General features: G+C 49.5%; 13 protein-coding genes. 2 read left to right on the top strand and 11 right to left on the bottom strand.

Features of this window, described 5'->3' with window-relative positions; all coding sequences use genetic code 11:
* Positions 1 to 70: 70 nt before the first annotated feature.
* Together E2980_RS03940 and E2980_RS03935 are read right to left on the bottom strand one after the other, a co-directional pair.
* Entirely contained in the window at positions 71 to 1,321 is a 1,251-nt protein-coding gene (locus tag E2980_RS03940) for a DHHW family protein (RefSeq protein WP_135150833.1), read from the bottom strand.
* 14 nt (positions 1,322 to 1,335) lie between these two features.
* Positions 1,336 to 2,745: an MBOAT family O-acyltransferase gene (locus tag E2980_RS03935; protein WP_135150832.1), complete on the bottom strand. Its 1,410-nt coding sequence runs from the start codon at positions 2,743 to 2,745 to the stop codon at positions 1,336 to 1,338.
* Positions 2,746 to 2,904: 159 nt separating this feature from the next.
* Between E2980_RS03935 and E2980_RS03930 the strand changes: the two genes are divergently transcribed.
* Positions 2,905 to 3,219, top strand: a complete 315-nt coding sequence (locus E2980_RS03930) for a DUF2627 domain-containing protein (RefSeq protein ID WP_135150831.1) — start codon at positions 2,905 to 2,907, stop codon at positions 3,217 to 3,219.
* A 54-nt stretch (positions 3,220 to 3,273) separates the two neighbouring features.
* Here the strand turns inward: E2980_RS03930 and E2980_RS03925 are convergent, their stop codons facing one another.
* The 6 genes from E2980_RS03925 to E2980_RS03900 all read right to left on the bottom strand — a co-directional run bounded on the left by E2980_RS03925 (position 3,274) and on the right by E2980_RS03900 (position 8,598).
* Entirely contained in the window at positions 3,274 to 3,504 is a 231-nt protein-coding gene (locus tag E2980_RS03925; protein WP_135150830.1) for a hypothetical protein, read from the bottom strand.
* Entirely contained in the window at positions 3,504 to 4,394 is an 891-nt protein-coding gene (locus E2980_RS03920) for a D-alanyl-D-alanine carboxypeptidase family protein (RefSeq protein WP_135150829.1), read from the bottom strand. The genes E2980_RS03925 and E2980_RS03920 overlap by 1 nt, the downstream gene beginning before the upstream one ends.
* A 103-nt stretch (positions 4,395 to 4,497) precedes the next feature.
* Positions 4,498 to 5,586 (bottom strand): sensor histidine kinase, encoded by a 1,089-nt coding sequence (locus tag E2980_RS03915; protein WP_135150828.1) that lies wholly within the window; start codon positions 5,584 to 5,586, stop codon positions 4,498 to 4,500.
* Positions 5,576 to 6,274, bottom strand: a complete 699-nt coding sequence (locus E2980_RS03910; RefSeq protein ID WP_135150827.1) for a response regulator transcription factor — start codon at positions 6,272 to 6,274, stop codon at positions 5,576 to 5,578. Before E2980_RS03910 ends, E2980_RS03915 begins: the two co-directional genes overlap by 11 nt.
* A gap of 194 nt (positions 6,275 to 6,468) precedes the next feature.
* On the bottom strand, positions 6,469 to 7,647 hold the full coding sequence (locus E2980_RS03905) for a peptidylprolyl isomerase (protein ID WP_135150826.1): 1,179 nt from the start codon (positions 7,645 to 7,647) through the stop codon (positions 6,469 to 6,471).
* Positions 7,648 to 7,716: 69 nt separating this feature from the next.
* Positions 7,717 to 8,598, bottom strand: a complete 882-nt coding sequence (locus tag E2980_RS03900) for a helix-turn-helix domain-containing protein (protein WP_135150825.1) — start codon at positions 8,596 to 8,598, stop codon at positions 7,717 to 7,719.
* A 130-nt stretch (positions 8,599 to 8,728) separates the two neighbouring features.
* Between E2980_RS03900 and yicI the strand changes: the two genes are divergently transcribed.
* Positions 8,729 to 11,053, top strand: a complete 2,325-nt coding sequence (gene yicI / locus E2980_RS03895; RefSeq protein ID WP_135150824.1) for an alpha-xylosidase — start codon at positions 8,729 to 8,731, stop codon at positions 11,051 to 11,053.
* Positions 11,054 to 11,150: 97 nt separating this feature from the next.
* Here yicI and spo0A read toward each other — a convergent pair whose 3' ends face one another.
* From spo0A to recN, 3 genes are all read right to left on the bottom strand, one after another.
* A complete protein-coding gene (gene spo0A / locus E2980_RS03890) occupies positions 11,151 to 11,963 on the bottom strand; it encodes a sporulation transcription factor Spo0A (RefSeq protein WP_135150823.1) in 813 nt (270 codons plus the stop codon).
* Between the two features lie 240 nt (positions 11,964 to 12,203).
* A complete protein-coding gene (gene spoIVB, locus E2980_RS03885; protein WP_135150822.1) occupies positions 12,204 to 13,610 on the bottom strand; it encodes a SpoIVB peptidase in 1,407 nt (468 codons plus the stop codon).
* Between the two features lie 52 nt (positions 13,611 to 13,662).
* On the bottom strand, positions 13,663 to 15,348 hold the full coding sequence (gene recN / locus E2980_RS03880; protein WP_135150821.1) for a DNA repair protein RecN: 1,686 nt from the start codon (positions 15,346 to 15,348) through the stop codon (positions 13,663 to 13,665).
* Positions 15,349 to 15,364 lie beyond the last annotated feature (16 nt).

Raw genomic sequence — 15,364 nt, 5'->3', positions numbered from 1 at the left:
AAATTCAGTTTTATCCCCTCCGGTCATGCAAAAGCGACGACCTCTTCAGGTCGCCGCTTCTGCGCGCATTCTATTTGCCGATATCCATTTTCTCGTTCAGCAGCTTGGCAATTCCGGCGTTGCGGGCCACGGTAGAGTTGTTTAAGAAAAGAACGTCGGTGATCTTCTGTTCTTTTACGAAGTCCAGCATGTTCTTCTTGTAGTGCCGGGGGTCTAAATAGTATACCTTCTCGAAATGTGGCATTAAGAACGGGATAAATGCGTTAGCGTAAGAATCTTTAACGACGACGATCCTTTTGCCGTTGTGATTATCCGTAGAGATTTCTCCCCAAGGATAATCTCCGCCGAGGAATGTCGCATAGAATGTGCTGCTCTTCTTGGCATAATTCGGATCGACCGCTTTGCGTTCAAGGGCTTTGCCTGTCGACGTGTACATCGTATAGGTGTTTTTAGTAAACGGCGTATAGTACGTAAGAGTATCCGGATGTGTTTTAAGCTCGTTCTTTAACGTCTGTTTATACGCCGTACCCAAAAAGTCCGTCATATCGCTCTTCTTGTACTTGCTGAGCGGAACCGCAGCTTCGCCCATCGACTCCATAAGCTTGGTGTAAGCATAATACGCGCCAAGGGCTGTCCAATGGTGGTCCGTGCGGAAATAGATGTATTCATCTTTATGGTCGTTAAGCGCGCCATAAGCATCAACCTGTCCGATCGTAGAATCTAACCGTTCGTTCAAGTAGGCAAACGCGTCCTTCTGCGAGTCCGACAACTCTTTATATTTCTCGTTTCCGATGAATTCCACCGAAGTCGGCGCGAGCAAGGAATATACGCGAACTTCGGGATCTACGGATTTACGGAAACGGTTTAGAGCATCCGCGTACAAATCGGCAGCCGGAGCAGCGAATTTAAATGCCGTATACGCCCGGTCTTTGAATATCAGATATTGGCTGGAGTTTATATCCGTTGTCGAGCTGCCTTCGCCTTCCTTTTCCTTTACATCCTGGGCGACTGCCATATTATCTCCGCCTTGGACGACGATCGATGCGCCGTTCTCGTCCGGAAATCCTCTAAGCTCTTTCATGCTAGTGCCGACTTGAACCAAGGAAGTCCGGTAAGCGAAGTTATCGGAGAAATAGTTATCGAAATCGCGAGTATAATTACCTTCGAAAAACCGATCAACGGTAAACTCCGGTTGCTTGGTAATATCCCGTTGCTCGAGTTCGGACACTTCCTGCGAATGCGGTCGCAATAAGTTTACGGCTCCAAGACCGAAGATAAAAACCAAGAACAAGATGAGATTGAGTTTGACCTGCAGCTTCATTTTCGCCCTCCTCGTCAAAACCGGTAATAAAGAAACGGATTATAGGTACTGCCGATTAATAATATGGTGGCCACGATCAGTATCGCGATGTTTAACGCAGGTACGCCTATTCCGTTCAGGCCTGCCCCAAGCTTAGGATTGGACTCCGCCAAACGCGTGAAAGTCCACTTCATTAACGGCGTAGATGCAACGATCGCGACAAGGAACAGCAACAAGTTTTCTTTGAAGTAGATTTGCAATTCCAGCGTGTAAAGCTCCTTGTTATACAAGCCGAACATGGTCAGCAATGCTTTAATGGCGGACGAAAGGTCCGTGAAGTAAAACCACACCCATCCGATCAGCATCGCAAGAGTCGAATAGGCATGCGAGACGAACGCTCCGGCCTTCTCCAGCCATTTTCCGAGAAACTGCCGTTCTAGGTAGATTAATAGCCCGAAATACAAGCCCCAAATGATAAAGTTCCAGCTTGCGCCGTGCCAGAAGCCGGTTAAGAACCAAACGACGAACAAATTCCGTAAATAAAACCTTTTGTTTCCGCCTAGCGGAATATAGACGTAATCCCGGAAAAACCCGCCCAAGGACATGTTCCACCGACGCCAAAAGTCGCCCGCCGACTTCGAAATATAAGGATAGTTGAAGTTCTCGCGAAGGTTGAACCCGAACATTTTGCCTAAACCGATAGCCATATCCGAATACCCGGAGAAGTCGAAGTAGATTTGAAGGGCGAACAAGCAGACTCCGAACCAAATTCCGAGAACGGAAGACGAGCCGGCGGTCGGATTCAGCAGCTGCGACACACTCTCTCCCAACAGGTTTGCGATGATGACCTTCTTTCCAAGGCCGATCATGAACCGCGTAATCCCTTCGCTGAACCCGGACATCGTGACTTTAGGATTATCGATCTGTTGCTCGATATCCGAATAACGAATAATCGGCCCGGCCACCAAATGCGGGAAGAAGGAAACATAAAGCAATATTTTCTTAGGGGATCTAGGAGCTTTGATCGTCCCTTTATATACGTCCGTTAGGTAACATATGATTTCGAATGTGAAAAAGGATATCCCGATCGGTAACGTAACCTCGGGATGCGGAATGTTAAACGGTAAAATCGAGTTAACGTTATCGACAAGAAACCCGGCATATTTGAAAAAACCCAGTATACCGATATTGACCGCGATTGCCGCTATAAACTGCGCTTTGGCCAACCAAGTTCCCCTATATTTTTCGATTCCCAACGCGAATAAGTAGCCTATCATGGAGGCGATTAGCAACAATACGATCCATACGGGCTCACCCCAAGCGTAGAAGGCGAAGGAAAAGAAGATCAGAATCCAATTGCGGTACGTCGTATTCTTAAATACGAAATAGGCGATTAGCAAAATCGGCAGGAATAAATACAAAAAGAATAAACTGGAAAATACCACTTCCCGTATCTCCCCTCTCTCTCTCTAGTTTTCTTGTGTCATAATACCATAGGTTTTTGTCGGATCATAGGGGAATAAGCAGGTGAATGATGCCATTCATGGACAATAGAGCGGAATTTCGTTATGATTAAGAGATTGGAAGGAGGGCTATGGCATTCTATGAAATTGATAGTTCAGCGCCTGATTGCTATTCTGCTGCTCGTCATTCCCGGCCTCGCGGCTGCTTATGGATTCCTGCTAATGAAAGATGCCCTATACGATTATTTCGCGAAAATAGGAAGCGTAGACGTGATTAATCCTGAATTCTCGTGGGGATTATTTATCGGCGGAGCGATTCTTTTCTTAATGGGCATCGGTTTTATCGGAGGATGGATTTTCTTCCGGGACCGCAAGCATAATTATTTATCCTCGCGCTTCCGTCCAAGAATACCGCGATCGGACGCTAGGAAGACAGAGGATGGCCGAACAGAATAACAATATCATATAAGTTGTTAAGGCTCCGTTGCCCACGCTGGCAACGGAGCCTTTTTAGCGGTTTTGCATAGCTTGAATGGAACGGCTAACCGCCAGTTGTCGAACGCGGCATTCACGGTCCCTGCCCTCAAGCTCCCAGAATCTTTCATCTGCGTAGAGGTCGATCAACGCCGCTTTGGCGGCCAAGTTTGCCCTTTGCTCTTCTATCAGAAGATGCAAGCATACGGAATAACAAAGCACTTCTACTGCCCTCAAGCCGTCGATGCGTTTCTCGTATCGGTTCATTATGAGATCCCCTCGGCGTAAGCAAGCAGCTTCCGCGTTTCCTCGAACCGCGATTCAGGCGTGCTGGTGCCCATTACGACCGTAATATAGCGCCTGCCGTCGACAACCGTCGTGCCCGTAAAGCAGTAGCCCGCCCGTTCGGTATAGCCGGTCTTCAGGCCGTCGTTCCCCTTTGTTCCGAAACGCCTTCCCGGCAACATTTCGTTCGTCGTTTGCAAGTTGTTGTTCCCGCTTGCGACTGCCGCCGCGGTTTGCTTCGTGATTTTCAAAACCTCGGGGTAAGTTTCTATCAAGTAACGCGCCAGCAAGGCGACATCCTTGGCGGTCATCATCGTCTCGCCTTCCGTGGCAGCCGTTGCATAGCTATCTAAGTCATCGCTGGACAATCCCGTAGCGTTGGCAAAATGCGTATCTCCGGACAGTCCGATTTCCCGGGCCTTTTCATTCATCCTTCTCACGAATTCCGCTTCGGACCCGGCAATAAACTCGGCCAACGCGATCGTCGCATCATTAGCGGAATGGATGGCCATAGCATCGAACAGCTCTTTTACCGTTGCGATTTGTCCTTCATTCAGCCCCATTTCGGCGCCCTCGACATTCGCGGCATAGTAGCTGGCGATGACCGAATCCTCCCACGCAAGTTCTCCGGTCCCGATGCCGTCAAGCAAAAGCGCCTCCGTCATCATCTTGGACATGCTTGCCGGAGGCAGAGGCTCCATTGCATTGCTCGTGTAAACCCAGTCCCCCGTATCCGCATCCATCATAACGGCAGAAACGACGGCTAAGCTCGGTTCGTCGTTTTTAGTAAAACCGATTTTCTCCTTGATGTCCACGGCCCAACCGACCACGGCGACGAATGCGACGAGTACGATAACTCTTCTCCACTTCATTTTCCTTACCCTCCTGAACGATACAGATCTGCTATACCGTTCATTGTAGAGGGAACTCTTTAAGCAAATGAAAAGCAAATCATAAGCAAATCATAAGATTCCCTTAAGATAGGGGAAGCCTCACCCGAAAATTCGTGCTATCCCCGTCGCTTGTGACCGAGATCGAACCTCCGTGCTTCTCTACCAGCCCTTTGGCGATAGCCAGCCCCAACCCCGTACCGCCTCCGTTCTCGGCTCTTGACTTGTCAACGCGGTAAAACCGGTCGAACAGATGAGGCAGATCGGCCGCAGGAATCGCTTCGCCGTAGTTTACGATATCGACTACTGCCGATTCTTCATATTGATTCAGATAGATTTCGACCTTGCCTCCGGTATAGCCGTAAGTAATCGCGTTGGACAATAGATTCTCGAAGACTCGCACCAGCTTATCCGGATCCGCCATCAGCGTCAGTTCGCCGACGTTCGAAATGAGCTTCCCTTTCATCTTGGCGCTCTCCAGGGATAAGCGATAATGGACTAGCAGCTGATTCATCATTTCCACAAGGTTGAAGGCTTGCTTATTCAATGGGATAACATCATGGCGCATACGCGTATATTCGAATAAATCATGAATAAGCACGTTGAGCCGCTCGGCCTTCGAGTATGCGATCTGAACGTAGTGGCGGAGCTCCACTTCGTCCCGATAGCGATCCTGCTCGATCAGTCCGAGGTATCCGATTATGGAAGTCAGCGGCGTGCGCAAATCATGGGAAACGTTCGTGATCAGCTCGTTCTTCGTTTGTTCCGCTTTTCTTTCCTCATCCAACGACCGTTTGAGCTCCAACACCAGGGAATTCAAATTATCCGCGAGATAGCTCACTTCATTGTTTTGTTTAACCGGGATCAGATCGTTAAAATGACCTTTCGAGATATGCTCGACGGATCGGCTAAGCTGGTCGTAATAACTGAAGCGCCTCCAATTGAAAATGACCATGTAGACGGTGAAAAGAACGAATACCCCGAATATCAACAAAGGCGTTTCACCGAACATGTCGTACAATTTTTTGAAGAACGTACGATGAATGTCGTTATTTCGCGTCATTCTCTCCAATACGATGATGGAAAAATAAAAGGTAATGATCGCGAGTATGGAGCTTAATACGATTTGCCAAACCAATCGCCAAGCCATGCGGATAGCTAAATTAGGTTTCAATTTTATAGCCAACCCCCCATACGGTCGTAATCAGCTTGCGGCCCATCTCTTGCTCCAGCTTGTCCCGCAGCTTGCTAATGTGCACCATGACCGTATTGTTCGATTCGAAATACTTTTCCTTCCACACCTGTTGGAAAATATCCTCGGCGCTAAATACGCGCCCCGGGTTGCTTGCGAGCAAGAACAGGATGCCGAACTCCGTGGAGGTCAAGTGAACGGGGCGACCTTCCACCTCGGCAGTGTGCGTGGCTTTGTTGATCATCAGCTCGTGGATCTTCAACAGCCCGTCTTCATCGGCTTGAGGTGCGGCCTGCTGCCCATATTGATAAGCGCGGCGGAGAAGCGTCTTGACACGCACGACGAGTTCGAGCGGATTAAAGGGCTTGACGACATAATCATCCGCGCCCGTCATCAATCCGAGGATCTTGTCCATGTCCTCCGCCTTAGCGCTAACCATCAGGATCGGGATCGAAGCCGTCTCGCGAATTCGGCGGCAAACCTCCATCCCGTTCATCTTCGGCATCATGATATCGAGCACGACAAGGTGGTAGGATCGGCTTGCCAGCTTGTCCAACGCTTCTTCCCCATCATGGGCTTGAGCGGTTTCGTAACCTTCGTTGCGCAGATAAATATCGATCAAGTTGGCGATCTCGCGATCATCGTCAACGATGAGAACGCTTCTGGTCATTCATGACAACTCCTCTGCCTTATCTTACCCACTATACCTTAACCCTGTCTGCCTGTCCGCTTGTCCCGCAAGGTTTTATACTTCTTAAGGAAATCTCAAGATTTACTTTAAGTTTACTATTCATTTCCCGGCAAAAAAAACAGCTTGTCCGAAATCCGCCGCTAGACGAATTCGGAAAGCTGTCGATGATTATGCTATTCTTGCGTCGTAGCCGTTGCTTCCGGAGTCGCTTCAGGGGAAGCACCCGCGCTAGCGGACGCCGTTGGCTCAGGCTCTTTCGTCAAGAGATTTTTGAAATTCCGGTCCTTCTTCGCTTGTTCCATCCAAGCTTGGCCTTCGGCTTGGATTTTCTCGTCGTAAAAGCCTTGCTTGACCTTGTCTTTCACTTCATCGTAAGTTGGCGTCACGGCCTCCTTGATGTCGGTCACCTTGATGATGTGGAACCCGCTTTCGGCTTCCACCACGCCGCTCATTTCGCCTTTCGCCAGCTTGAACGCCGCTTCTTCGAAGCCCGCATTCATCTGGCCTTTGCCGAAGTAACCGAGCTCGCCGCCGCTGCCCTTAGAACCCGGGTCCTGCGATTTCTCTTTCGCTAATGTCGCGAAATCTTTGCCGGCCTTCAGTTCGGCAAGAACCGCTTCCGCTTCTTCCTTGGTTTGCAGGAGGATATGGGAGGCTTGTACCTGCTTTGGCGTAGAATACTGCTCTTTGTTTTTCTCGAAATAAGCTTTCATGTCTGCTTCGGATGCGGGATTATTCTTTTCGAAAATTTTGCGAAGCTTCATCTGGGTCGAGATTTGTTCTTTGAAGCTATCAAGCGTCATGCCGGATTGCTGCAATGCCGCCTCGAGGGCTTCGTCCGTAGGAATGTTATTCTCCGTTTTGATTTTATCCAGTTCGGCTTTGATATCGGCATCGGATACCGTTGCTCCCGCTTCTTCCGCCTCTAGATTTATTAGCTTAACCGTCATGAGACTGTCTAATAGGGAAGCTTGCTGCTCTTCTCCGCCTTGCTTAGACATCTCTTCGTACAGATCGGCTGTCGTGAAAGTCGCGCCATCCATCGAGCCAACGGTTTTGTTTAAGCCGTCTGTCGGATTCTTCAGGAGCACAAAGATCAAAGCTGCGATAGCAATGGCCGCGATGACCCATGGTACGACGATGGCAGTTGAATTTTTCGACGATGGTTCATGAGCCGTTGGAGCAACCTGGGAATCCGTATTATCCGCTATGTCTTCGTCGTTCTCGTTTTTATCCAGTTCCAAGCCCGTTGGTTCCTCGTTGACCGCTCCGCTTTCTTCGAGCTCTCTTTCGATTTCTTCGTTCGTTCTCTGTTCCTTATCGTTTAATTCATTCTCGTTTCTTTCGCTCATCGTTTTATTTATCCTCCTTAAATTTGACGACCGCCCCCCATTACTATATCAGAATTCCGCGAAATTACCTTAAAGACTGCTTAATTTTTTGCGGAATTGCGAAGGAGTGCAGTCATAAATCGACTTAAACCTCTTCGTAAAATAGCTAAAGTTAGCTAATCCTACCTCCATAGCGACTTCCGTGATGGATAATTTCGAGTTTTGCAGTAAATAGGCCGCTTTTTGAATTCGAAAATGATTTACGTAGTCCATCGGCGTTTTTCTCATGAACGATTTAAAGACGCGACTGAAATGACCCGCGCTCATTCCCGCTACTGCCGCTAATTGGGGTACGGTAAGCAGTTGCTCGCAATGACTTTCGATATGAGCGATTACGCTCTTCATTCGGTCCATAACCTGAGTATCGACGGAATGGGCAGGATTCCGGCGGGTCCACTGGCGGTGACTGATTAAATCCGCGAATAGCAATAGCAGCTCTGCCTTAATCCTTATTTCCTTCGCCGCATCATTCGATTCGGATAGTTGATAAAGGGAAGCGAGATGTTGAAGGACTTGCTTGCCCCAATCCGTATCCTCCGTATATACAGACGGAATAACTGCATTCCCTCTATGCAGCGGTTGAAGATATCGGGTTGATATTCCATCCTTGGCTTCCGTTAACCATTCCATGTGAAAAACGTTGGCGATATAAGTACAGGGAGAATTCCCAAGCGAATAGCCGCCATGGACCTCGCCGCAGGGAATGAATATCCCTTCGCCGGCTTGAAGCTCGTATGTCGATAGTCCGATTTGAAATACGGCTTGCCCGCTTTCCACCCATAGAAATTCGGCTTCTTCATGCCAGTGGTAGTCCAGTATCGTCTCTGAAATACTCCGCTCTATCTTGTATGCCGCAACGGGAAAATCCGGCGTGCCGTGTCTGCGATTCTCGCGCAAATTTCTTTGATCCATATTTTATCCCCGCGATATCATAATTTTGATATTAATTAGCATTATAATGCAAGATAACATTTATGAACATCAGTATACTGTTATTTAGATCGAAACAAAATAAAGCTTCGCATAGAAGGGATGAGTTCCTTTGAAATTTTCCAATGGATACTGGATGACTCGTGAAGGGTATCAGTTATTAAGCCCTTACGAGATTCACGACGTGAGAACCGGACTGGATTCGATTACCGTATACGCAACGCATCGCCACCTCGAGAACCGGGGAAATACTCTGAACGAACCGTTAATGACGATGGAGTTCTCTTCTCCGCTTCCGGACGTTATTCGCGTAAAGCTTTACCATCACAAGGGCAAACCGCGCAAAGGCCCATCGTCTTTCGATCTCCTGCCATCAGGAAACGTACCGGTCGTCATAGATAACAACGATGAATTCGTAAGCTTGACAAGCGGCGATACGACCGTGACTCTTACCAAGCAGCACCCGGTTAAAATCACTTATACCTACAAGGACAGGAAGCTGACCGGCAGCGGATCGCGATCCACCGCCTACGTCAAGGCAGATGACGGCAATCACCACTTCCGCGAGCAGCTTTCCCTAAGCGTTGGAGAAACCGTTTACGGCCTTGGAGAAAGATTTACGCCATTCGTGAAAAACGGCCAGGTCGTCGATATCTGGAACGAAGACGGAGGCACGGCATCGGAGCAAGCCTATAAGAACGTTCCATTCTATATCACGAATCGAGGGTATGGCGTATTCGTCAATCATCCTGAGCTCGTGTCCTTCGAGGTCGGCTCGGAGATCGTGTCCAAAACCCAGTTCAGCGTGCAGGGAGAATCTTTAGAGTATTTCCTGATCGGCGGGGAAACTCTTAAGGACGTGCTGCGAAACTACACTTCATTAACGGGCAAGCCCGCTTTACCTCCTGCGTGGTCATACGGCCTATGGCTCACGACGTCCTTCACGACCAATTACGATGAAGCCACCGTAACCAGCTTCGTTGAAGGCATGGCCGAGCGCGACCTTCCGCTAGCCGTATTCCATTTCGATTGCTTCTGGATGAAAGAATACGAATGGTGTAATTTCGAATGGGACGAGCGAGTGTTCCCCGACCCGGTGGGCATGCTGCAGCGCCTGAAAGCAAAGGGCTTGAAGATTTGCGTCTGGATTAATCCCTATATCGCGCAAAGATCCGCGCTGTTCGATGAAGGTATGGAAAAAGGCTATTTGCTAAAGAAAACCGATGGCAGCGTTTGGCAATGGGATCTCTGGCAGTACGGCATGGGAATTGTCGATTTCACCAATCCTGCCGCGTGCGAATGGTTTAAGGACAAGCTCGGCGCTCTTCTGGATATGGGCGTGGACAGCTTCAAAACCGATTTCGGAGAGCGTATCCCAACCGACGTGGTTTACTACGACGGCTCAGATCCGCAACAAATGCACAATTACTATACGCAGCTGTACAATAAGGTTGTTTTCGAGCTTCTGGAAGAAAAACGCGGCAAAGGCGAGGCGGCGTTGTTCGCCCGATCCGCAACGGCGGGCGGCCAGCAATTCCCCGTGCATTGGGGCGGAGATTGCGAGGCAACTTACGAATCCATGGCAGAAAGCCTTCGAGGAGGTTTATCGCTCGGATTGTCCGGTTTCGGTTATTGGAGCCATGATATCGGAGGATTCGAGCAAAGCTCGCCGCCCGACTTATACAAGCGCTGGGTACAGTTCGGTTTATTGTCCAGTCACAGTCGCCTGCACGGCAGCACCTCGTATCGCGTGCCTTGGTTATATGACGAAGAAGCCGTCGACGTCCTTCGCTTCTTCACGAAGCTTAAAATACGCTTGATGCCTTATCTGTTCGGCAAATCCGTGGAATCCTCCAACATAGGCATACCGCTCATGAGAGCGATGGTGCTGGAGTTCGGCAATGATCCGACGTGCGAATACGTCGACCGGCAATACATGCTTGGGGATTCGTTGCTTGTCGCGCCGATATTTAATCCGGAAGGCGAGTCGTCCTATTACTTGCCTCACGGGACTTGGACTCACTTTCTCACTGGAGAAAAGGTGCAAGGCGGCGTATGGCGGAAGGAATGCTACGATTACTTCAGCTTGCCCCTATACGCGCGGGAGAACAGCTTGATTCCAGTGGGCGCCGAAGAGAATCGTCCGGACTACGATTATTCGGACGGCGTCACGCTTCATTTGTTCGAGCTTCAAGACGGTGCAACGGCTTCCGCCGTAGTTACGTCGATCAAAGGCGAAACGGAGCTTACAGTCACGGCCACGCGGGCGGGACAGAAGATAATCGTAGACGCCGCAGGCCAAGCTACGAACTGGAGCATTCTGCTTCGCGGAACCGGATCAGTGACGAGCGCCGCAAATGGTCGTACGAACGCTCACGAGCAAGGAATGCTTATCTCTCCTGCTGCCGAGCAAGCGCCTATCGTCATTACCCTGTAGTCTTAAGCAAGAATAAAAAAACCATTCCCTACGAGGATTTAACCCCCGTAAGGAATGGTTTTTTTTTGAAGATAAAAATTCTTTAACTCGCCCCGTTTCAGCTTACTTTATGTTCGATACGAAGCTTGTCGGCGACCATAGCGATGAACTCGGAATTCGTCGGCTTCGATTTCGCAATATTGATGGTGTAGCCGAACAGGTGGCTGATGCTGTCGATGTTGCCGCGGGTCCATGCCACTTCGATCGCATGGCGGATCGCGCGTTCGACGCGGGATGGCGTCGTCTTGAACTTCTCGGCAATAGCGGGGTAGAGCGTCTTCGTAATGGCGCCAAGAATTTCGATGTTGTTGTACACCATCGTAATCGCTTCGCGCAAATACTGATAACCTTTAATGTGAGCCGGCACTCCGATTTCGTGGATAATGCTTGTGATATTGGCATCGAGATTTTTGGGCTTGCCCATTTGCACGATGTTCGAACGGTTCATGCTGCTTTGTCCCGACGAAGTCGTGACGGAAGAGTTAGCGGAACTACCGGCTAACTGACGGATGCGGCTAGCTAGAACATCCATGTCGAACGGTTTCAATATGTAGTAAGAAGCGCCAAGTTGTACCGCACGCTGAGTGATGTTCTCTTGACCGAATGCCGTGAGCATGATGATTTTTGGCATAGACGATAAATTCAAATCCCGCAATTTTTCCAAGACTCCGAGTCCGTCCAAATGCGGCATAATAATATCGAGGATCATGACATCAGGCACCCTGCGAGTTTCCTCCAGCTGACGGATGACCTCTTCTCCGTTGTACGCAACTCCGATGACCGTCATATCATCCTGCTCTTGGATGTACTCTGATAACAAATTCGTAAATTCTCGGTTGTCGTCTGCTAGGAACACTTCGATCCGTGGCAATGTCTGGTCCTCCCTTTCTCTTATGCGAGATTTAATGACGAAAAACGCTTACCGTTTCTCTGTTTATCCGTTTTCGACATTGCCTTTCTGTATTCCTTCTCGATTAGAAAATTTTTCTTTATTTATTTTGGAAAATCGAATATAATATTTAATTTGCGTCAAGACCTGGCAAATCGTGATCTAATTCGCTTTTTTTCGACAAATGTTCGTCTTCTCCTATAATGAGCAAAATCTAAGGCGTTAAACCGCCTTAGAAGTCGCTTGTTCAGGGTTAAGCATAATTCCTGCATCCTGCAACATCCATTCGATGAAACATCCATAACCGGATGAAGGATCATTTACGAAAACGTGAGTAACCGCGCCAACCAATTTCCCGTTTTGGATAATCGGACTTCCGCTCATTCCTTGAACGATGCCACCCGTACGTTCCAGCAGTTTGGGGTCGGTAATTTTAATGACCATCCCTTTCGTTGCGGGAGAAGATTGCTTGGATACGTGCACGATCTCGATATCGAACCGCTCAACCTTCTGTTTATCGACTACAGTAAGAATCTGAGCGGGACCTTCCTTCACTTCTTCCGCGAAAGCGACTGGCATCGGCTCCGGATTATAAGAATGTTCCGGCATTTGTTTCATTTGCCCGAAAATGCCGAAGGGAGTATTGCGCTCTACGTTCCCGAGCGTACGGCCTCCCTTGAGAAAACTTGCCCTTTTCTCCCCGGGTTCGCCGCTCTGGCTTTTGGAAATGGAATTTACGTTGGATTGCAGGATTTCACCGCTGCCTACGACAATCGGAGACTGAGTGTCCATATCGGTGATAACATGTCCAAGTGCCCCGTATACGCCCTGATCCGGGGCATAGAATGTCAAAGTGCCAACGCCTGCGGCAGAATCCCGGATATATAAGCCCAATCGCCAAGCTTTGTCTTCCTCGTCGTATGCCGGGCTTAGGGATGTTCTAAATCTTTCCTTGCCTCTTTGCACCAACAACTTCAATGGAGTGCCTTCACTGCCTGCGGATTCTGCGTATTCGGCAATTTTGGAAATGTCGTTGCAAACTTCTCCGTTAATCTCCACGATAAGGTCGCCGAGACGTAACTTCGCCTCTTCTCCCGGAGATACCTTAGCACTGGCCTTCGTTTGCACCAAATGATGTCCGACGACCATAATCCCTGCGGACTTCACTTTAACGCCGATCGTTTGGCCGCCAGGTATGACTCTCAGATCCGGAATGACCTGCAGTCGCACCGTCTTGAACGGAATTTTACCGAATAGTTTAAGCTTGAGATTCGTTACGCCGCTGTGCTTCGGTTGAATAGATAAAGGCTGGCTGAGATCGACTCGGACGGAGGCATTGTCGCTTCCGTTAATACTGGCCACTTGGGGGTTCAAAATCCCCTGCGCATGAACGGGCATTGCGTAATGGAGAGAGACCGCTTGTCCTTGGAATAGTCTTAATTGATTAGGGAAATTCGCAAAGTGCTGAAAAGGTGCGGAGCAAACGGCAATGCACAGCATAAGAACGACGACGAGACCTAGACGACGATGTTTCTTGGGGTGTTTCTGGTACAAGTTCTCACGCTCCCCTACAGTCTGAATCGGCTCTTTTTGTATCGCCGATAACGTACCTATAAGGTAACCGCGCATTGCCTCTTTTATGTTGCCGAAAAGCTTCCTGCATAATTGATTTTTCGCGTCGCTACGCGTTTTTTCGCTGCTCGGCCAAAGTAAGCATTTCTTGAGCGTGGTGGCGAGTTTTTTCCGTTACTTCCACGCCTCCGAGCATTCTCGCCAGCTCCTCCACCCTCTGGACCTGCGTAAGCTCCGTTACGGACGTCTGAGTGCGATCCTGAGCCGTCACCTGCTTATATATTTCATATTGATGATCGGCCATGCAGGCGACCTGAGGGAGGTGGGTGATCGCGAATACCTGACAATGGCGGGATAACAATGATAATTTTTCCGCTATCGCTTGCGCCGCTCTTCCGCTGACGCCCGTATCGACTTCATCGAACACAAGAACGGGTATTTCATCTATTCGGGCAAAAATCGCTTTTAGAGCGAGCATGACTCGCGACATCTCGCCTCCGGATGCAATCTTCGAGAGCGGTTTTGGCGGCTCTCCAGGGTTGGTGGACAGCAAGAATTCGGCTGTATCCGCCCCGGTAATCGTTAACGCAGCCGTACCCAGCTTAACCTCGAAGACGGAGCGGTCCATTTGCAGATGGGCTAGCTCCTGTTCGATTTGACGAGCCAATACCCGTGAAGCAGATCTCCGTATCGAGCTAAGCTTCTCCGCTCTTAATTGAAGCTCGCCATGAAGAGTTTCTTCTTGCGCGGCCAAATCATGGAGCAATGAGTCGCGATTGTCGAGCTGATCCGTCTCGGTTTTGATTCGGGCTTGATAATTCACGATATCTTCGATCGTCTCGCCGTATTTACGCTTCAACCCATGAAGAAGATCGAGGCGCTGCTCGATTTGAGCGAGACGCTGAGGATTAAATTCGATGCCTTCTTTATAATCGCGCAACTGATACGCGCTGTCTTCTACGCCATAATAGGCGGATTGAAGCTGTTCCACGAGCGGCTGCAAGGTAGCGGAATCCACGTTTACGATGTCCTGCAAGCGAGTGAGAGCCCGGGAAAGAGCAGACAAGCCCTTCGTACCGTAAAGAAGATCGTAGGCCTCCGAGATTGCATCCGTCAGTTTCTCCGCATGGGCTAGTTTGCGCCTTTCGTCGGCAAGGGATTCATCTTCTCCCGGTTTAAGGCGCGCCGCGGCGATTTCTTCCAGTTGGAAGCGATACAGATCCAGCATTTGCATGCCTTGCCGGGATTTCTCCTCTAGTTCCCTGCGTTCCTTGCTAATATTCTGGTACTGCAGGTAAATTTTGCGGTAATCCGATTTCTCCGTTTGTATCTCATCGCCTGCGAATAAATCGAGCCATTCCAGATGCTTTTCGGTTCTGAGCAATGACTGATGCTCGTGCTGTCCGTGTATGTTGACGAGATGTTCTCCAACTTCCCTAAGCATCGTCAAAGTCACGCTCTGACCGTTGATTCGCGCGGAAGATTTGCCAAGAGCCAAGAGCTCCCTCCGGATCAGCAGCGTTTCTTCGGAGTCGGCGTCGATGCCCAACCGCCCGAGCGTCTCCCATACAGGATGCGTGCGCGGCAAGTCGAATACCGCTTCGATATCCGCGCGGTCGCACCCATGACGTATCATCTCCGCGGATCCTCTCCCGCCTGCGGTCAGCGTTAACGCGTCGATAACGATGGATTTACCGGCTCCCGTCTCTCCTGTCAGGACATGGAAACCCGGATGAAACGTAACGGTTACATTCTCGATAACTGCCAAGTTGTGGATGGATAATTCCCGAAGCATGTGATGCCTCCTTGAT

The sequence above is a fragment of the Cohnella luojiensis genome (assembly GCF_004564235.1).
GTDB lineage: Bacteria > Bacillota > Bacilli > Paenibacillales > Paenibacillaceae > Cohnella > Cohnella luojiensis.
This window is presented reverse-complemented; position numbering and strand designations above follow the sequence as displayed.